18 protein-coding genes are annotated in these 17,665 nt (G+C 69.6%); 8 read left to right on the forward strand and 10 right to left on the reverse strand.

Features of this window, described 5'->3' with window-relative positions; translation table 11 throughout:
* Positions 1 to 123 precede the first annotated feature (123 nt).
* Genes ACIQNU_RS05010 through ACIQNU_RS05025 form a run of 4 tightly spaced genes read right to left on the reverse strand, consistent with a single transcriptional unit; the run spans position 124 to position 1,672 of the window.
* Entirely contained in the window at positions 124 to 534 is a 411-nt protein-coding gene (locus ACIQNU_RS05010; RefSeq protein WP_401360984.1) for a hypothetical protein, read from the reverse strand.
* 16 nt (positions 535 to 550) lie between these two features.
* Positions 551 to 766 carry a hypothetical protein gene (locus tag ACIQNU_RS05015; protein WP_401360986.1) on the reverse strand — a complete coding sequence of 72 codons (216 nt, stop codon included), beginning with the start codon at positions 764 to 766 and terminating at the stop codon, positions 551 to 553.
* A gap of 58 nt (positions 767 to 824) precedes the next feature.
* On the reverse strand, positions 825 to 1,244 hold the full coding sequence (locus ACIQNU_RS05020; RefSeq protein WP_401360988.1) for a DUF6415 family natural product biosynthesis protein: 420 nt from the start codon (positions 1,242 to 1,244) through the stop codon (positions 825 to 827).
* On the reverse strand, positions 1,241 to 1,672 hold the full coding sequence (locus ACIQNU_RS05025; protein WP_401360990.1) for an ATP-binding protein: 432 nt from the start codon (positions 1,670 to 1,672) through the stop codon (positions 1,241 to 1,243). Before ACIQNU_RS05025 ends, ACIQNU_RS05020 begins: the two co-directional genes overlap by 4 nt.
* Before the next feature lie 345 nt (positions 1,673 to 2,017).
* On the opposite strand from ACIQNU_RS05025, the gene ACIQNU_RS05030 reads away from it, so the two are divergent.
* From ACIQNU_RS05030 to tgmC, 6 genes are all read left to right on the forward strand, one after another.
* Positions 2,018 to 2,887 (forward strand): helix-turn-helix domain-containing protein, encoded by an 870-nt coding sequence (locus ACIQNU_RS05030; protein WP_401360992.1) that lies wholly within the window; start codon positions 2,018 to 2,020, stop codon positions 2,885 to 2,887.
* On the forward strand, positions 2,878 to 3,111 hold the full coding sequence (locus tag ACIQNU_RS05035; RefSeq protein WP_401360994.1) for a DUF397 domain-containing protein: 234 nt from the start codon (positions 2,878 to 2,880) through the stop codon (positions 3,109 to 3,111). Before ACIQNU_RS05030 ends, ACIQNU_RS05035 begins: the two co-directional genes overlap by 10 nt.
* 200 nt (positions 3,112 to 3,311) lie before the next feature.
* A complete protein-coding gene (locus tag ACIQNU_RS05040; protein WP_401360996.1) occupies positions 3,312 to 3,866 on the forward strand; it encodes a GNAT family N-acetyltransferase in 555 nt (184 codons plus the stop codon).
* 134 nt (positions 3,867 to 4,000) lie between these two features.
* A complete protein-coding gene (locus tag ACIQNU_RS05045; protein ID WP_401362449.1) occupies positions 4,001 to 4,213 on the forward strand; it encodes a putative ATP-grasp-modified RiPP in 213 nt (70 codons plus the stop codon).
* Positions 4,179 to 5,180 carry an ATP-grasp ribosomal peptide maturase gene (gene tgmB / locus ACIQNU_RS05050; protein ID WP_401360998.1) on the forward strand — a complete coding sequence of 334 codons (1,002 nt, stop codon included), beginning with the start codon at positions 4,179 to 4,181 and terminating at the stop codon, positions 5,178 to 5,180. The genes ACIQNU_RS05045 and tgmB overlap by 35 nt, the downstream gene beginning before the upstream one ends.
* Entirely contained in the window at positions 5,170 to 6,306 is a 1,137-nt protein-coding gene (gene tgmC / locus ACIQNU_RS05055) for an ATP-grasp peptide maturase system methyltransferase (RefSeq protein WP_401360999.1), read from the forward strand. Before tgmB ends, tgmC begins: the two co-directional genes overlap by 11 nt.
* Before the next feature lie 67 nt (positions 6,307 to 6,373).
* On the opposite strand, the gene ACIQNU_RS05060 is transcribed toward tgmC, so the two are convergent.
* Positions 6,374 to 7,180, reverse strand: coding sequence for a protein kinase (locus ACIQNU_RS05060; RefSeq protein ID WP_401361001.1), 807 nt, complete (start codon positions 7,178 to 7,180; stop codon positions 6,374 to 6,376).
* A 316-nt stretch (positions 7,181 to 7,496) separates the two neighbouring features.
* On the opposite strand from ACIQNU_RS05060, the gene ACIQNU_RS05065 reads away from it, so the two are divergent.
* Positions 7,497 to 8,537, forward strand: coding sequence for a hypothetical protein (locus ACIQNU_RS05065; protein WP_401361003.1), 1,041 nt, complete (start codon positions 7,497 to 7,499; stop codon positions 8,535 to 8,537).
* Between the two features lie 195 nt (positions 8,538 to 8,732).
* On the opposite strand, the gene ACIQNU_RS05070 is transcribed toward ACIQNU_RS05065, so the two are convergent.
* Entirely contained in the window at positions 8,733 to 10,532 is a 1,800-nt protein-coding gene (locus tag ACIQNU_RS05070) for an alkyl sulfatase dimerization domain-containing protein (RefSeq protein WP_401361005.1), read from the reverse strand.
* A 192-nt stretch (positions 10,533 to 10,724) separates the two neighbouring features.
* Between ACIQNU_RS05070 and ACIQNU_RS05075 the strand changes: the two genes are divergently transcribed.
* On the forward strand, positions 10,725 to 12,260 hold the full coding sequence (locus ACIQNU_RS05075) for an MFS transporter (protein WP_401361007.1): 1,536 nt from the start codon (positions 10,725 to 10,727) through the stop codon (positions 12,258 to 12,260).
* On the opposite strand, the gene ACIQNU_RS05080 is transcribed toward ACIQNU_RS05075, so the two are convergent.
* The 4 genes from ACIQNU_RS05080 to ACIQNU_RS05095 all read right to left on the reverse strand — a co-directional run bounded on the left by ACIQNU_RS05080 (position 12,242) and on the right by ACIQNU_RS05095 (position 17,662).
* Positions 12,242 to 12,883, reverse strand: a complete 642-nt coding sequence (locus ACIQNU_RS05080) for a response regulator (RefSeq protein WP_401362452.1) — start codon at positions 12,881 to 12,883, stop codon at positions 12,242 to 12,244. The genes ACIQNU_RS05075 and ACIQNU_RS05080 overlap by 19 nt on opposite strands.
* Positions 12,884 to 12,958: 75 nt before the next feature.
* On the reverse strand, positions 12,959 to 15,481 hold the full coding sequence (locus ACIQNU_RS05085) for a VWA domain-containing protein (RefSeq protein ID WP_401361008.1): 2,523 nt from the start codon (positions 15,479 to 15,481) through the stop codon (positions 12,959 to 12,961).
* Positions 15,482 to 15,604: 123 nt separating this feature from the next.
* The gene (locus tag ACIQNU_RS05090) at positions 15,605 to 16,375 is read right to left on the reverse strand and encodes a hypothetical protein (protein ID WP_401361010.1); all 771 of its coding nucleotides are present in this window, start codon (positions 16,373 to 16,375) and stop codon (positions 15,605 to 15,607) included.
* A 36-nt stretch (positions 16,376 to 16,411) separates the two neighbouring features.
* Positions 16,412 to 17,662, reverse strand: a complete 1,251-nt coding sequence (locus tag ACIQNU_RS05095; RefSeq protein WP_401361012.1) for a sensor histidine kinase — start codon at positions 17,660 to 17,662, stop codon at positions 16,412 to 16,414.
* Positions 17,663 to 17,665 lie beyond the last annotated feature (3 nt).

Consider the following 17,665-nt stretch of genomic DNA (forward strand, 5'->3'; position numbering starts at 1 on the left):
CAGGGGGCGGCTCGCACGGCGGTTCTCGCGCCGCCACAGTCAACTTGGTCCGAGACCATAGGTACTTCTACCGATGACGTCCATACTTTGTACTGAGAGAGTTGAAAGTGGGGGCTTCTGGGATCAGGTGGCTTTAGGGGTGGGGCAGATTCCGGGGTGGCCCGTGAAGAGGGGGCAGGCGTCGTCGGGGGTCGGGGAGCGGGCGCAGTCGGAGAGGGTGACCAGCTCGCTCCGGCGGGGGCCGAGCCACTTGATCCACACGGCTGTGTCGCCGCCGAGGTAGCGGAGGAGGGCGTGGTGGGGGCCGGGGTGATGGGGGCGTAAGGGGCACCAGGAACCGGCGGTGAGGTGGTTGTCCGCGTGTGGTCCGCCGTCGATGCCGAGCGCGGCGGAGTGTTGTGCAGGGGTGAGCCGGTAGTCGTGCCGGGCGCAGGGTGGGACGGCTTGGCCCGTCGCGATGAGGCGGTTGGCCAGGGCGGTCATGTAGGCCGGGTCGTCGTTCGCGCGCCGGAGCGCCGCGGTGTCGAGTCGCACGTGCTCCATCGCTCTGTCACCGGCCTTGGGTGGTGTGGGCCGTGATGACGGCGGCGAGTAAGGAGGCGGTGCTGAGGCAGGTGGCGAGTACGTGGATGAGTGCGGGGTGTTTGCGGCGGCGCCGGGGCTTGGGGGTGGCGGGTGGCGGGTCGCCGTTCATGAGGATGTCGAGGAGGGTGTGGGGTTCGTGGGTTTTGCGGCGGATGCGGTGGGTGGTCCAGAGGTGGGACATGGTCAGTTGCGCTCTCGGTAGGTGCGGTTGGTGGGTGTGCGGCTGAGGGGAGGGCGTGTCATGCGGCGGCGTCTCCCAGGTGGTCGAGGAGGGTGAGGAGGGAGCTTGCGAAGCGGACGAGGTGGCCGTGGGAGTTTTCCGGTGCGGGGTGCTGGTTGCTGAGATTGATCGCGGTGCGCAACTGGTCTATTGCGAGGCGCTGTTGGGCCATGGGATACGACTTGATGAGGCGGGGGACGACGTAGGTGAGCTTGGTGGCCGTCTGCCTCAGCCGGTTGGCGATGGCCGCGCCTTCGGCGGGGGAGGCGGGGACGGCGTACTCGCCGAGAACGGTTTCCAGGTCGTCGTACAGCTCATCGGTGACGGCCTCGGCGGCGAGGGAGCGGAGCAGGCCGAGGAGGAGCCTGCCGGCTGTGGCGTCGTCGTCGGAGAAGTCGTCGCTCGGCCGTGGGGACTCGTGCATGACGGCCGTCGTCACGTCCCGCCGGTTAAGGCGAAGGCGGCCCAGGTGGTGCGGCCGTCGTCACTGACACCCCACGTGTCGGCCAGCGCGGCGACGAGGAACAGGCCCCGACCGCAGAGGTCTTCGTCGTCGGCGTCCTGAAGCTGGGCGGGGGCCGGGTTCTCGTCGGTGACCTCGACGCGGAGTTGGGTGCCGGTGTGCCGAATGCGCAGGACGACGGTTCCGTGGCCGTGCTCGACGGAGTTGGTGACCAACTCGGAGACGACGAGCCGTACGTCTTCGGTCAGCGGGGCGGGTACGGACCACAGCCGCAGGTGTGCGACGGCGATACGGCGTATCTGGGCGATGCCGACCCGGTGCGGTGCCATGGCTACCTCGAAGCCGCGCGATGTTGGCGTCTTCGGTTCTGCGGCCGGCGGAACGACGGCTGGGGTGCGGCTCATCGGTGCCTCCCAGGTGGCGGAGTGCGGAGGGGCGTGGGTGCGGCCCTGGTCTCCGGAGTTTTCTGGGCTGCCCCCTACTGAGGACAGGACCGCACACGGATTCGAGGGCGCACTCTCATGAGTTTTCGTGAAATGTGCACACGAGCTGCTCGCTCAACTACCGTGCTGCATGGGCGATTTACTGTGCAAGCGAAATGGGGATGTCGGCCAAACTGGCACATGCCCGACCACAGGCACGGGGTGAGCGAGAGCACACAGGGGGTGTCGCGAAGAGGATCACGGCCCGCAATGGCACCGGACACGAAGCACGTTGAGCACCGACAGATCTGGGGAAAGGGTTACGCAATGGCAGCGAAGCGCGGAGCGACCTTCCGGCGCAGGGAACTGGGCAAGGAGTTACGCAAACTCCGAGAGAAGAAGGGCGAGACGCTTTTGGAGGTGGCGAATGTGTTGGGCTTCTCGCACACGAAACTCGCGCGCGTGGAGATCGGCGCGAACGATCTGCCACGCGTAAGCGACCTCGAAGCACTCATCGACCATCTCGATCCGGGCCTCCCGAAGGGGGACCTGGAAACCCTGCTCCAGTTGCACCGGGAGTCCCTGAGCAAGGAGCCGTGGACGCCGTACAAGGCGTACATGCCGTCGAGAATGCCGACGTATCGCGGGTTGGAACAGGACGCCACGGTGATGCGCGTCTGGCAGCCCGCTTTCGTGCATGGCCTGCTCCAGACCCAGGGCTATACGAAGGCGCTGTATCTGATCGCCAAGCCGGTCGACGAGACAACGACCGAGTATGTCGAGCAGAACGTTCGGCTTCGGCTGGAGCGGAAGGAGCTGATCACTCGCTCTGTGGACCCGGTGGAACTGCGCGTCGTCATGGACGAGGCAGCCGTCCGACGGATGGTCGGCGGCCCCGAAGTAATGCGCGCCCAGTACGAGGAGATCGTGATGCTGGGCGAGCTGGACAACGTGACCATCCAGATCCTGCCGCACGACGTCGTGACGTATCGCACGGAGAGCAACTTCACGATCCTCGACTTCTCCGAAACCCTCAACCCTGTAGTGCAGGTCGACATGCCCAACACGATCAGCGTCACTGACGAGCGGCTGGAGGTCCAACGGAACGTCCGCCGCTTCGACGCCATGCGCGACAGCGCCCTGCCCCCGGCTCGAACGCCCGGGTTCCTGCAACAACTGACACGAGAGTGGACGTAGCCATCAACACCAACATCACTGCCCTCGAAGTGGCCCCCGAGTCCGCCTGGTTCAAGTCGTCGTACAGCAATGACACGGGCGGCAGTTGCGTAGAAGTCGCTGATCTTGCCGACCAGGTCGGCATCCGTGACTCCAAGAACAAGAACGGCCCCGCACTCGTCGTACCGGCCGCCGCCTGGTCGTCATTCGTCGGTCTCGTGAGGCCCAGCGACACCGACCACTGACCGGCTTCCCCTCAAAACGAAGGGAGCCCCATCACGACAGTGGCCCGATTCCCTCAGCTCATATCCGGGGAAGCGGGCCGCTGTCGTGCAGACGTACCAAAAGAGGTGGGAGCGTACGCGAGGAGATCGCGGCCTTCCCACCTCGGCGACCGGTCCTCCTGCCCGGAAGCCGGGCCTAGGGGGCGAGTAGGGTGCGCCGCGTGTATCCGGTCATGCGCTCCAGCCGCCGTCTCGTACTCCGTGAACTGAGCCTCAACGACGTGGACCCCGTGTACGCGATCTACAGCAGCCCCGAGGCGACGCGACACCTCTCGTTCGAACCTCGCGGCAAGGCCGAGGTGGAGGACATGGCGGTTCGGGTCATCGCGTCCGCCCAGGCCACGCCGCGCAGCGAATACTCGCTCGCCGTGGTCGAGACGAGTACGGGCGAGACGATGGGGGTCGCCCGGCTGGCCATCGACCCGCACCAGCAGCGTGCCGCGACCATCGGCTTCGCACTGCGCCCCGCGTCCTGGGGCGTGGGGTACGGCCTGGAAACCGTACGACTCCTCTGCGGACTCGCCTTCGAGGAACTGAACCTCCACCGGGTGTGGGGCGCCCGATCCCCGGAGAACACGGCCTCCGACCGCACCATGACCGCTGCCGGCATGGTCCGCGAGGGCATCATCCGCGAACACATCCAGAAGAACGGCGCGTGGCGGGACTCCGTGGTGCACGCGATCCTCGACCGGGAGTGGTCCCCAAGCCAGCAGTGACCGGACGCGGCGTTCGCGCTACCACGAGGGTGTTCAAGCAGGGCGACACACTGTGCGCCGAAAGTCAGAAGCGACGGGAGGCTGAAGTGAGCGAGACGACGAGCGAGACGACGGCGCCGTGGGGTGCCACCCGCATGAGGCCCTACCCCGAGGCAGCCCCCTGTCCGGATGCGGAGGTCGTCCTCGACCTCGCGACGCAGACCGGCCGATGGGTCGGCCCGGACGGTCTGGACGTGCCCCTCACGGGTAAGCACAAGAGGTCCCAGACGTGCAAAGAGACCAAGACCAAGACAAGTCTGGACGGCAACAAAGATGAGGGAAGCGACCAGAACAGCGACACGGATTGACATCGGCCGCCCCGTTCTCGTCGTCTCGCAGGTCGATGACGTAACCGCCGATTCGGTCATCGAGGAATTGAACCGCCGACAGGTTCCGGTCGTGCGCCTGGATCCCGGCGACTTCCCCACAGACATCACCGTCGCGGCCCGCCTGGATGAGGACGGGATGCAGGGGAGCGCGCGGACCCGATCCCGTGTCATGGACCTCAGCAGGGCTCGATCCGTGTACTGGCGCCGACCGCGCCCCTACACAGCTCCACCCGGGCTGGGAGACCAGGACGCCCACTGGTGCCGGGAAGAGGCCCGCTACGGACTCGGCGGCATCCTCGCCTCCCTCCCCGGCGCGCACTACGTCAACCACCCCTGGCGGAACCGGAACGCCGAGTACAAGCCCGCCCAACTCGCCACCGCGGCACGCTGCGGCTTCGACATCCCGCCGACCCTCCTCACGAACGACGAGACCGCCGCGCGCGAGTTCGTCCGCCACCACGGCCCCGTCGTCTACAAGCCGCTGCGCAGCACGGACTACCTGAATGCCGACGGCCGGGCGCTGACGGTATGGGTCGAAGAAGTCGATCCCGCCGACCTGAACGCAGGCGTCACCCAGACCATGCACCTGTTCCAGAAGCGGGTGCGATCCGTCGCCGACCTACGGGTGACGGCCGTAGGCGAGCAGGTGTTCACGGTACGGATCGAAGGTTCCCCGGGCCTGGACTGGCGACGCCACTACGACGCCCTGGACTACACGCTCATCGACACACCGCCGCACCTGGCCAAGACCATCCGCGACTACCTCAAAGCCTTCGGGCTCGTCTTCGGAGCCTTCGACTTCGGTGTGGAACGCGATGGCCGGATCTGGCTGTACGAGTGCAACCCGAACGGGCAGTTCGCCTGGTTCCCCGAACCGATCACCGGCAGGATCGTCACCGCCGTCGCCGACCAGCTCCAGCACGCAGGAGAGCACCGTGCCCGCTGACCCCACCTCGCTCCGCCAAGCCCTGGCCGAGGAGATCGCCGCCGCCAACCCCACACTCGACCCCGCCTGGCACGACGCCGTCGCAGCCGTCCCGCGCGAACTGTTCCTCGGCGATGCCGCCTTCCGACTCACCGGACGCGCGTGGGAGCCCGTACGCCGGGCCGAGGTCGGGCAGGACGAATGGCTTCGGATGGTCTACTCGGACCAGACCTGGGTCACCCAGATCGACGGGCGGGACGCCGCCGACGCCACCGGCCCCGTCTCCGGCAGCCCCACCTCCTCCACCACCCTCCCCTCCCTCGTCGTGCGCACCGCCCAGGTAGCCCAACTCCAGCCAGGCCAGAAAGTACTTGAGGTGGGCACCGGTACGGGCTACTCCACCGCCGTACTCTGCCAACGACTCGGAGCCGGAAACGTCGTCAGCATCGAGTACGACCCCGGCGTCGCGGCGCGCGCCGCCGCGCACCTCCACGACGCCGGACACACACCGACGCTCGCCGTCGGAGACGGCCTCCAGGGCTGCACGGAGCACGCCGACTACGACGCCATCATCGCCACCTGCTCCGTACGGGCCATCCCACCCTCATGGTTCTGGCAACTGAACGACGGCGGATCGATCACCACCACCATCAGCGGCTGGATGCTCGCCGCCGGACTGATCCACCTCGTCCTGGACGACGAGGGAACCGCCCACGGCCGGTTCAACGGCGACACCATCTCCTACATGCTGGCCCGCCCCCACGAACGGCCCCCGTCCCCAAGGGTCTTCCTACTCGACGGAGACACCCGCAGCACGCGCCAGGCCCCCGGCCTCCTGAAGGAGTGGGCGGGAGCATTCGTCGCCCAACTCGCCGCTCCCTCAGCCGAGTTCATGACCATTGAGTCCGGCATCGTCCTCCGCGACGTAGCCACCGGCTCACAGGTATGGACCGAATCCGACGGCGAGGGGGCGACGGTGCACCAGCACGGGCCGCTCCGCCTCTGGGACCAGGTCGAAGACGCCCTCGCCGCCTGGCAGAAGGCAGGAGCGCCCGACCTCACCGAGTTCGGAATGACCGCCACCCCCTACGAACAGACAGTATGGATCGGCTCCCCGACGGGACCGAGCTGGCGGCTTCCCCTCTGAAGCCGGGGACGCACGCCAAGTCATGGAGGCCACAGGCACGAAGACAACCGGTCCTCGCGGCTGCCACCTACTCCACGAAACGGCCCCGGTGCCCCGCCCACGCCTGAGCTGATTCGGCCAGGGACATCATCCACGTCGCGTCGGAGTATCGCTCGGCGTGGGCCCGGATCAGGCGGGCGTTGGCGGCAGCGAATGCGTCGATGGCCTTGGGGTCGGCCTCGGTCCAGGCCCGGCAGCGCGCGGCCCAGGTCTCGGCGGCTGCCGGGCTGTGTCCGGCGGAGATGAGCTGCACGACCAGGATCGCGGGGTCGATCATCGCCGCGCCGTGGGTGGGCCATGACCAGTCCACGACCCAGGTGCGCTCCTCGGCGCCGATCATGATGTTGCTGGGGGCGATGTCCGTGTGCAGCAGGGCATCCCCCTTCAGCAGTGCTGCTTCAGTGTCGGTGGCGAAGCTGTCCCATCGGTCCTCGGCCCAGTGCGCGGCCACGCCAGGGAGGGCGATTTCCCCCACGCGGTTGAGGGCGTCGGTGATCGCGGGGAGATCGGGCGAGCCCGACTCGAAGCGTGAGGACCGCGCGGTGACCGCCTCGAATCCGAGGATGACCCAACCGGCCTCGTCGCCGTCCACGCTCCAGAGCAGGCGCGGAGCCACCGCCCGTACGTAGGGATTGATGACCTGTTCGCGGTGGAGGGAGTCGAGCCGGCCCCCGGGCTCGTTGAACATGGCCTTCACGAAGAAGCGCCCGGCCTCGCCGGTGATGACGGCGGCGTAGTCGGCGCTGAACCCCCGGTCGGGGATGTGTACGTGGGTGACGGTGCCGGTGTGCGGGTGGATCAGGTCACGAAAGTGGGCGTCAGGCAGGTCGTCCACGCCGGGCTCCTCGAAGGGGCGGTCAATTCCTGGGGCTGCACTCACTCGGCGGTGTGCCAGGGCGGCATGAGGCGTTCGGCCCGCACCGAGGGTCGCATGGAGTTCGGTGGCTCCGAAACATCCGGTCCGCTCTGATGCCGAGCATGACGACCAGTCAACCGGCGGCGGCCCCTGGTCGGTACGGTGACGGGGAGGTCAACGGGTATCACGGTCGGGAATCGGTCTGCCCAGCCCGAACGAGGCAGAGGATGACACCGTGGGCCTGTCCCTTGGAAGGGACCCGATCGACGCCCTACTGCCCATCTGGAGGGGCGATTTGGACCGCCGACGCTTCCTGTCCGGCGCCGCCTACTCGGTGGCCGCCGCAGTTCTGCCGCTGGAGCACGTCACCGATATCGCCTCCCGCGCGGCCAAGGCCCGGACCGGCGCGATCGTCGGGCACGCGGACGCCGCCGCAGTACGCGACATGATCGGAATGTTCGCGGTGATGGACGAACGCCACGGCGGTCGGCACGGCCGCTCCGCACTGGTGCAGTACCTGATGACGGACGTCGCGGCCCTGTGCCGGGGGCGGTTCAGCTCCGACACCGACCACCGCCACATGCTGTCCGCCGCCGCTGTCGGTGTTCACCAGGCCGGCTGGCGGGCGTATGACGGCGGGGAACAGGGACTTACTCAAAGGTACTATTTGCAGTCATTTGCGCTGGCTCGTGAGTCCGGGATCACCGGTCACGACGCGTTCGTCATGAGGACCATGTCGCAGCAGGGCATGAAACTGCATCGCCCGGAGCACTGCCTGGACCTGGCAGCGAGCGCGGTCGACAAGGTCCACGGGCGGGTCGACGCGCAGACCGAGGCGCTGTTCGCCGTCACCCACGCGCACGCCCTCGCCAAGGCGGGCCGGCGGACGGAGGCGGTACGGGAGGTCGAGCGCGCCCGCACCGCCCTCGGCGCGGCGAAGGGTGATGACGTGCCGTTCTGGGCGCTGTCGTGGGGGCCGCCCGCCGCCACCGTTCACAGCCGGAGCGCGAAGGTCTTCGAAACGCTCGGGGACCGGCGCCGGGCAGCGGCGATGTACGGGGCGGCGGCATCGAGCCGGCCGCCGGGAACCTACGCGCGGATCGTCGCCCTTGACCTGGTCGCCCAAGCCGAAATGCAGGCCGCCGACGGCAGCATCGAGCAGGCATGCGCTACCTGGGGCCGGGCGATCGACCACATGGACGGCGTGAAGTCCGGGCGGACCCGCAGGGCCGTACGGAACATGCGCCGCGACCTGTCCCCCTTCCGCACCCGCGGACTACGATGCGCCGCCGAACTCGACGCACGCGCCCGCGACTTCCTTAGCGACCGCCGCTGAGCCCGCCCTCCGGGATCTCGTCGGCGGCCTGTACAACGGAGACGTGGACGGTGCTCGTGACGCCCTGAACTCCGTTCTGTCCCTCCCTCCGGCCTACCGGAACAACACCTTCGTCACCAGCCGGACCGTCGAAGACGACCCTGCCTGGTTCGCCTCGGTCGCCGTCCTGGACCAGGGCGGACCGGCCCGCAGCGGTCATTTCACCGTGATGGGTGCCGGGTCCGTGGCCGGAGGGTCGAAGTGGGAGAAGAATTCCCGGACATCGTCGGCGGTGCCGGTGGTGAGGGTGACGGACCCGTCGCCGATTCCCGCGAGGAGCTTGTCGAGGGGGGTTGCGGGGACGGGGGAGTCCGCCCCTGAGCGCGCCGTCGGGGCGAGGAGTCCGAGCAGGGCGGCGTGTGTCAGTTCCAGGGCGATGTCGGGGGAGTCGGGTGTGGTCTGGAGGAATTCGAGGACGCCGCGGCGCAGCGTCAGCGAGTAGTCGCCTTCTCCGGTGATGGTGACGCCCATGGCGGTTTCGGTGTCCGCCGCCTTCCGCGGGTCGAGTCGGACGCGGAGCCCTTCGAGGATGTCGCGGACGGGGAACACCTTGACCAGGTCGGGGGCTTGCAGGTCGATGGCTTTGGAGTGGTCGAGGGTGCCGTCCAGCTCCTGAGCGGAGGTCATGTACCAGTTTCGCCAGTTGTTGTTGGTGAGGGTGTAGCCGATGTGGCGGAGGTTCTCGGCTTTGGCGAGGCGTGCGGCGGTGTCGTTGTTGTCGACGCGGATGAGGTGGGTGAGCAGTTCCGCGGACCACTGGTGGTCGCCGGCCCGGGTGGCCGCTGCCGCGGCGGCCCGTACGTTCTCGGGGCCGCCCATGAGGCCGATCAGCCGTCGGGACGCTTCGGTGCGGTGCAGCGGCTGGAGGAACGTCGGGTCGCCCTCGAACCATCCGAGCTGGCCGACGTAGATCTGGCGGACGGAGTGCTGGACACCGCCGTAGAAGTCTCCCAGCCAGGGGTGGGCGGCGAGGTGTTCGGGCAGTTGGACGGCCTCGACGAGTTCGTGCGGCAGCAGCCCCTTGTTCATGTGGCGCAGTGTCTGGTCGTAGACGTACTGGATCGCGTCGCGGTACGCGGTGATGGTCGCGGCGACCTCGGCCGCACCGGCGACGGGCCGGCCGTGGGAGGGGACCAGGTAGGCCGCCGGGTAGTCGCGCATCGTGTCCAGGCCGCGGAACCACACCTGCGGATCGCGGTACTTCGTACCCCGGATGGAGTGGAGGTTCGGGAAGGACTCTCCCTGCAGTGTCTCGGCGGAGTGCAGGATGCCGAGCTGCGGGAACCAGGCGACGATCTCGTCGGCCGCCTCGCTGGGCACCCACTTGAAGTGGACCTTCAGCCCGCCCAGCTCCAGGTCGAGTTCGTTGTCGACCAGATCGGTCGGCGGGATGAGCGTCATCTCGCGGATCTCGAAATCGGGCCCGAGGCCGCCGTTGATACGGCCTTCGGGGCCGACGTCCAGAAGCGTTCCGAGTGAGTAGTCGACGCGGAACCCGATGATCGGGCCGTCACCGCCGGACGAGCTGGCGTTCACGTTCGACATGAACGTGCGGTGCGCGATGATCCTGACCTTGCCCGAGTCGACGTCCGCCTCGTCGACGAAGCCGCGCACGCCCGCATAGTGGTCGGGATGCCAGTGGCTGTACATCACGGCGACGATCTCGGCATCGGTGTACTCACGAAAGGCGGCCAGGCAGTTCCGCGCCTTCCCGGCGTCCTCGGGCGGGTCGATGACCATGGCACCGGTGGGTCCGACGACCATGGTCGGGCTGGTCAGCGCGAACCCGTACGCCTGGAACGCGTTCTCCCCGATTTTGAACACGCCCTGGTCCATCTTGCGCGAGTGGGCGGTCAGGGCCGGGTTGATCCGCTCGTCCGCGTCGGTGAACGCGAGGTTCTTCCCGTTGGGGAACCATGCGATGCCGTCCGGGCCGCCGTGCCAGTACTGACTCAACTTCGCTCCTCGAAATCGCGGTGACGGAGGCTCCGCCTCAAATTGAAAAAGTACATAAGCACCAATTACGGCAAAGGTGAACACGCGGGAAAAGGCACGGGTAGCGCATGGGTGTACGTGGGTCCTGGGACCCGAACAACTGCCCCGAAATGCTCGTGCAACAGGTCAACCGGGCCTGGGAGTATTACACCCATGCTCCGGACCCCCTCCGACGAAGGCGCCGGCACCGGCACCGACTCCCGTACCGGCACCGGCACCGGCACCGACTCCCGCGCCCACCCCCGTACCGCATCCCGCCCCGCCCGCCCCGCCCCGAAAACCTGGCTCCTGGTCGCCACCGCCTGCGCCGGTCAGTTCCTCGTCGTTCTCGACGTCTCCGTCGTGAATGTCGCGCTGCCGTCCATGCGCAGCGACCTCGCCCTGAGCGGTACCGGGCTCCAGTGGGTCGTCAACGCGTACTCGATCGCCTTCGCCGGGTTCATGCTGCTCGGCGGGCGCGCGGGCGACCTGTTCGGGCGTAAGCGGATGTTTCTCCTCGGGCTCGGCCTGTTCACGTTGGCGTCGCTCGTCGGCGGACTCGCCCAGGAGGGCTGGCAGTTGCTCGCCGCGCGGGCCGTCCAGGGGCTCGGCGCCGCCGTCCTCGCGCCGTCCACCCTCACGATCCTCACCTCGGCGGTGCCCGAAGGCGCGGCCCGCGCACGGGCGATAGCGACCTGGACGGCGGTCGGCGCGGGCGGCGGCGCGGCGGGCGGTCTGGTCGGCGGGGTCCTCACGGACGGTCTGTCCTGGCGCTGGGTCCTGCTCATCAACGTACCGATCGGCGCCCTCGTCCTGGCCGCCGCCGCCCGCTGGATACCCGAGAGCCGCGCCGGGGGCGCCCGCCGTCTCGACCTGCCGGGCGCCGTCCTGGTGACGGCGGGCGCGGCGACCCTCGCGTACGGCATCGTGCAGACGGAGGCGTCGGGCTGGACATCGGCCGCGACCCTCGTACCGCTGTGCGCGGGCCTCGCGCTGCTCGGCGTCTTCCTCGCCGTCGAGGCCCGGACGAAGGCCCCGCTGATGCCGCTCAACTTGTTCCGCCGACGGTCGGTCGCCTCGGCGAATGTCGCGATGTTCCTCTGCGGCGGCGGCATGTTCTCCATGTGGTTCTTCATGACGCTGTACGCGCAGAACGTCCTCGGCTACACCCCGCTCGGCGCCGGACTCGCCCTCATCCCCTCCTCGTTGAGCGTCGTCATCGGCTCCAAAATCGCGCCCCGCCTCATGCGCCGCTTCGGCGCGCGGAACGTCGCGGCCGGCGGCACCCTCGTCGCCGTGATCGGCTTCGGCTGGCAGTCCACGATGGGCCCGCACGGCACGTACGTCACCGCGATCATGCTGCCCGGCATCCTGATGATGCTCGGCGCCGGACTCGCCGCGACCCCGCTCGCCTCGCTCGCCACATCGGGCGCAGAGCCGGGCGACGCGGGCCTCGTCTCCGGCCTGGTCAACACCTCCCGCACCCTCGGCGGCGCCCTCGGACTCGCGGTCCTGTCGACAGTCGCCGCGTCCCGCACCGGCGGCGGCACCGACCCGGTGTCCCTGACCGAGGGCTACGCGCTGGCGTTCCGCTGGGGCGCCGCCATCCTCCTCGTCGGCGTGGTGCTGATGGCCGTGTGGCTCCCGAAGAAACCCGCCGCGCCCCACCTCCGGGACCGCCCCAGGGACGGTCAGAGCCAGCCCCGCTGACGCGCCTCCCGTACCGCCTCCATCCGGTTGCGAGTGCTCGTCTTGCCGATCGCCGACGACAGATAGTTGCGGACCGTCGACTCGGACAGGGCGAGTCGGCCCGCGATGTCCGCGACCGTCGCCCCGTCCACCGACGCTTTCAGGACATCGCACTCACGGGCCGTCAGCGGATTCGGTCCCGCGCTCAGCGCGGCGGCGGCCAGCACCGGATCGATCACCGTCTCACCGGCCAGCACCCGCCGGATCGCCCGCGCCAAGTCCTCCACCGGCCCGTCCTTGACGAGGAACCCCGCCGCGCCCGCCTCCATCGCCCGCCGCAGATACCCGGGCCGCCCGAACGTCGTCAGGATCAGCACCCGGCACTCCGGGCACTCCTCGCGCAGATCCGCCGCCGCGTCCAGCCCGCTGCGCCCCGGCAGTTCGATGTCGAGCAGCGCCACGTCGGGCCGGGTCGCCAGGGCCTCACCGACGATGGCGTCCCCCGTCCCGACCTGCGCGACGACCTCCATGTCCGGCTCCATCCCGAGCAGCAGCGCGAGCGCGCCCCGCAGCATGCCCTGGTCCTCGGCGAGCAGGACACGCACGGACCGGGCGGGGCGGGAGGGGCTGTGGTCGCCGGGCATCTCATCCACGGTGCATCTCATCCATGGTGCATCTCATCCATGGGGTCAGGCTACGGTGAGGCCCGCGACGCCCCGTCAGAAGCGCTGGTCGAACCCGCCCCGCACCCGTCCGAAGGTGTTCATCGCCCGGACCGCCGTCGACATCGAGCCGCCCCCGCCCGGGGAGTCCGAGTACGTCACGACCTGACCGAGCGTGCCCGCGAGCGAGATGAGCTTGCGCAGGGTCACCTGGTCCTCCCGGAACTCCGGCGCCGCGACCTCGCCCTGGACGTCCTCAAGGACCTGGATGTGCTGGTTCAGCCGATCGGTGGCCGACTCGCGGTCGTTCTCGTACAGGTCGTCCAGGGCGTGGAAGGTGATCTCACTGGTCCGCAGGCCCACCGCGTGGACCGTCACCGTCTCGGGGGAGAGCCCGCCCGCCGACGACAGGTCGATCTCATGGCGCCGCGCCTCCCGCGCCACCGTGTCCACGTACTGCACGACCGCCGTCCCCGGCGCCGGTGCGTCCCCGCCCTCCGGCACCCTGACCTCCAGAACCACCCAGTACGTCTCCTCGAACGCCAGGTCAGGAGCGAAGATCCGGATGCCCCGCTCCTCGTCGATCAGATCCGGCAGCGGCGCCGTCCCGTACTCCTCCCGCGCCCGCGTCCCCGCCGCGGCGGCGGCCCTACGCACCGACGCCCGCTGCTTCGGGTCGGTGATCAGGTCGTGCCCGTACAGATGCCAGACCTCGACGTCCGCCGCCACGTCGATCTTCACCTGGATGTCGATCGCCGCGAGATGGTCGCGGCGCCCCAGATCCTCCAGGAGATGCGTGCCGACCTGCTCGGGCCGGGTCACGAACGTCGCCTGGCCGCCCGCGATCCCGGCGAGCGCCGCCAGCTCCGGCATCCGCGCGTCGGAGCCGAACCCGAAGCACGACAGCGTCAGACCGGCCCGGGTCCGTCCCGCGATGTTGGTCCTGATCCGGATCCAGTCCCGCTCACCGGAGGTCGGATCGCCGTCCGAGAACAGGTACAGGCAGTTGACGGTACGGCCGCCGCGCGCGTTCCGGCTGATCTCGTCGATGCCGTACTGCACGCCGAGGTTGATGTCCGTCGCCCCTTCCGCCCGCAGCCCCGCGACGATCCGAGCGAACTGGGCGTCGTCCAGGTCGGCCTTACGGGTCGCCTTGAGCGCGGTGCGGACCTGCGAGTCGAAGGTGACGATGCCGAGGCAGTCGTCGGGGCGCAGCCGGGTGTGGATCGCCTGGAGCGCCGACTTCACCGTGTCGAGCTTCTCGCCGTGCATGGACGAACTCGTGTCCACGACGAACACGAAGTTCACCGGCAGCGGCTCCTTCGCCGGGGCGGCGTCCGGCGGTTCGGGCGCGGCCCGCAGTGCGATCTCCACGAAGTGCGTCGTCGCCTCCTTCGCCTTGGACCCGCCGCGCACGGAGGCCACACCATGGCTGACCGCGACCGCCTCACCCGCACCGGGGCCCGGCACCTGATCGGTACGCGCGGCCACGAAGTCGTCGAACCTGATCTGCTCCTGGTCGATCAGCACGCCGTGGTCGACCAGTTCGGACACCCCGAGCGAGGCGCGCGTACCGAAGGCGTTGTTACGGCGGATGAACAGGCCGTCGTGGGGGAGGGGGACGCCCGGGTCGCGGGCGGGGTGGCGGGGGGTGTCGCTTCCGGCGCCGGAGCTGGAGCGCAGGCGGCCCGACTTGGAGGCGGCGATGCGCCTGCTCATCAGCTCGGAGCCGGTGGAGCGGGTGTCCAGGCTCATCCAGTCGACCTCCCGCGCGGCGGGCCTTGAGAACTCCTGGTCGCGTCCGGCTTGGTAGACGCGTGAATCCCCCGAGACGGCGATGGCACGGCCGTAGCCAGAGGGCTCCTGATGGTGCATCAGGGAGCGGCCCTCGACCGGCCGGATCACCCGTCCCGCGCGCAGCCAGTCGAGGAGCAGCGCGTCGGGTGCCTCGGGGGACAGGGCCAACTCGTCGGTGAGCGCGTCCGGATGGATCAGGAACGCCGAGCCCACCCGGTCCCGGCGCGCGTACAGAAAGGTCGACACGGTCAGAGACGTGTGGGTGCGCGATGCGCCGACCTCGTCGCTCAGCTCGCCGACGTAGTACAGGCCGTACCGGCCCGCGTAGGCCCGGCAGTGCGCCTCTCTGCGCGCCGCCTCGGCCGCCGGCAGGGCAGGGGCGCCGGGCAGGGACGTGACGGCGTACGTGGGTCCGCCGCGCGCGACGGGCCGCCCGTCGGGGGGTGTCCGCGTTCCCTCCCCGCAGACCCACAACACGCTGCCCAGACTCAGCAGATGCCACAGCACCGCACCCGGCCGGGGCCGCAGCGCCGTCTCGTCCCACCAGCGGTCCAGGTCGCGCCCGAGGTGTACGAGGACGGGGGCGTCCGGCGCCGACGCCAGCGCAGCGTCCGCCACCGCGCGGTCCTTCGCGGCGGACCCCACCGGCCGCAGACCGAGCCGGAACGCCCCCGTGCGGGCCTCGTCGGCAAGGACGTCCCATGCGGCCTCGGGCAGGTCGACGACGGCGGGCGGACCCACGTAGAGCACGGCGGACGGGGTATTGGACGGACCGTGGGACATGGACACACACTCCGGGAACCGGGAAGGACACAGGGACAGGGACGCCCTTCAAGGGGCGCGGGGAACTGCGCGACCAGCCACGCACCGTCCCGCAGCTTCGTACCGACCCTCAAGCCGGCGCACTCACGCCGTTTCAAGGCCATGCCGCGAAGGCAGCGGGCAACGGTCGTCTATTTCCGTGTTCGTCCGGACGCCCGGCTCGAACATGCCCTCCCCCCTCAACCGGCGGAGCCACACGTCGAGTTCGGCCCCCACCCCCTCACTCGCCGAAGCAAGCGCAGCGGCCCGTTCACGGTCGGCCGGGTCGTCGCCGAGCAGCAGGAGCTTGATCTTCAGCGCTATGGCGTGCGGATTGCGGGCGTCGAGTTGCAGGGCTTCGTCGGTGTAGCGCAGGGCGACCGGGACATGGCCGCGGGCGAGGGCGATCCGTGCCTTCCAGTACCAGAACTCCTCGGCCTCGCGGTCGACCCCCGAGCCCTCCAGGATCCGTTCGGCCCGGTCGGGTTCGGCGCGGGCGACATGCCGGGCGACCTGCGTCAGGGCGCGTTCGCCGGGCGGTTCGTCAGCGGCCGGTGACCGGCGGCCACCCGTGACGACCCGCACCGCGACCAGCAGCACCGCGAGCAGGAACGCCAGCAGGATGCCCGCCATCACCATGAACCGCTGGGCGCCCTCGCCGTCCGCGAGCGTCACGAAGAGCCCGAGGATCGCGATGGTGAACGCGAGCACGATGACCGCCCCGAACAGCGCGGTCGCCTGCGCCGATGTCAGGGCGCGAAACATCTTCTCGCGGATGATGGTGCGGACGAAGTCCCGGTAGAGGAGAAAGAGGACACCGAGCGCGACACCGCTGAGGCCGGCGATCCCGCCGAGCACCTGGAATAGCTCCACCATGAGAGGGACTGTAGGGGCCCGATCGGCGATCGGGGGTCATTTTGTGGTCAACTCGGCGCGTTCCGTAGTCAGTTCGGGCCGCTCCGACGGCAGCTCCGCCGTCACCAGGAAGCCGCCGCCCGCCGCGGGTCCCGCGGTGAGGGCGCCGCCCGCCGTCGCGAGGCGTTCGGTGAGGCCCTTCAGCCCGGTACCGCCGATGCCGCCGAAGCCACCCGTGCCACCCGCGCCCCCTGAGCCTCCGCTCCCGCCCCCGTCGTCCGCGACCGTCAGCCGGACCCGTTCCGTACCGCTCTCGATGGTCAGTTCGCAGCGGCTCGCACCGCTGTGCCGGATCACATTGGTGACGGCCTCGCGGACCACCCAGCCGAGCAGGGCCTCGGTGCCGGGGGCGAGCGGTGGGCCCGAGCGGCGTACGACGGGTTCCACCCCGGCGGCGCTCAGGGCGCCCCGCGCGCCGTCCAGTTCGGTGTCCAGGCTGCCCACGCGGTAGCCGGTGACGGCCTCGCGGATCTCGGTGAGGGCCTGCCTGCCGACGGACTCGATGTCGGTGATCTGGTCGAGCGCCGCCGCCATGTCACGCGGCGCCACGCGCCGGGCGGCCTCCGACTTCACCACGATCACGGAGAGGGTGTGTCCGAGCAGGTCGTGCAGGTCGCGCGAGAAGCGGAGCCGTTCCTTCTCGACGGCGGACCGCGCCAGCTCCTCCCGGGTCTCGCGCAGCTCCCGCACGGTCTCGGAGAGGGTGAGGATCGCCGCCGTGACCATGCAGGACAGGAAGGTGCCGTACGCGACATTGACCGCGCCCCAGCCGTCCCGCAACCCGGCGACAACGCCCGCGAGACCGCTCAGGCCGAGTCCGACGGGGCCGATCGCGCGGCCCCGGACGACCGCGCCCGTCGCGAGGCCGAGCAGCGGGAAGAACAGCAGCCAGCTTCCGCCGTATCCGATGGCGAGCGCGCAGGTCACCGCGCCCAGGGCGAGGAGTAGGTTGCGGGTCGCCGGTGACTCGCGCTTCTCCTTGACGAAGGCGCGGAACACCAGGGACACGTAGAGGGAGTTGAAGGTGAGCAGGCCGAGCCCTGCGATCAGCGGGTTCGCGGTCTTGCCCTGGAGCAGGTTCGAGAAGGACCCCATGCCCATGAGGAGCCAGGGCAGCAGCGCGAAGCCGTTCGGCGGGCCCATCTCCTCGGCGGCACGCGTCCGCTTGCAGCGGCGGACCCACCGGCCGATACGGCTCTTGTCCGCGCCGGTCGCACAGGTCCCGGTGGTCGCGGCCGTGTTCCCCATCGT

The sequence above is a fragment of the Streptomyces sp. NPDC091292 genome (genome assembly GCF_044757265.1).
Taxonomy (GTDB): Bacteria; Actinomycetota; Actinomycetes; order Streptomycetales; family Streptomycetaceae; genus Streptomyces.

Bases quoted from the DNA above. Each gene is read 5' to 3' on its own strand.
- ACIQNU_RS05045 (WP_401362449.1), top strand. From the start codon at position 4,001: ATGAGGCCCTACCCCGAGGCAGCCCCCTGTCCGGATGCGGAGGTCGTC.
- ACIQNU_RS05085 (WP_401361008.1), bottom strand. From the start codon at position 15,481: ATGTCCCACGGTCCGTCCAATACCCCGTCCGCCGTGCTCTACGTGGGT.
- ACIQNU_RS05095 (WP_401361012.1), bottom strand. From the start codon at position 17,662: ATGGGGAACACGGCCGCGACCACCGGGACCTGTGCGACCGGCGCGGAC.
- ACIQNU_RS05015 (WP_401360986.1), bottom strand. From the start codon at position 766: ATGTCCCACCTCTGGACCACCCACCGCATCCGCCGCAAAACCCACGAA.
- ACIQNU_RS05080 (WP_401362452.1), bottom strand. From the start codon at position 12,883: ATGCCCGGCGACCACAGCCCCTCCCGCCCCGCCCGGTCCGTGCGTGTC.
- ACIQNU_RS05090 (WP_401361010.1), bottom strand. From the start codon at position 16,375: ATGGTGGAGCTATTCCAGGTGCTCGGCGGGATCGCCGGCCTCAGCGGT.
- ACIQNU_RS05030 (WP_401360992.1), top strand. From the start codon at position 2,018: ATGGCAGCGAAGCGCGGAGCGACCTTCCGGCGCAGGGAACTGGGCAAG.
- ACIQNU_RS05075 (WP_401361007.1), top strand. From the start codon at position 10,725: ATGCTCCGGACCCCCTCCGACGAAGGCGCCGGCACCGGCACCGACTCC.
- ACIQNU_RS05025 (WP_401360990.1), bottom strand. From the start codon at position 1,672: ATGAGCCGCACCCCAGCCGTCGTTCCGCCGGCCGCAGAACCGAAGACG.
- tgmB (WP_401360998.1), top strand. From the start codon at position 4,179: ATGAGGGAAGCGACCAGAACAGCGACACGGATTGACATCGGCCGCCCC.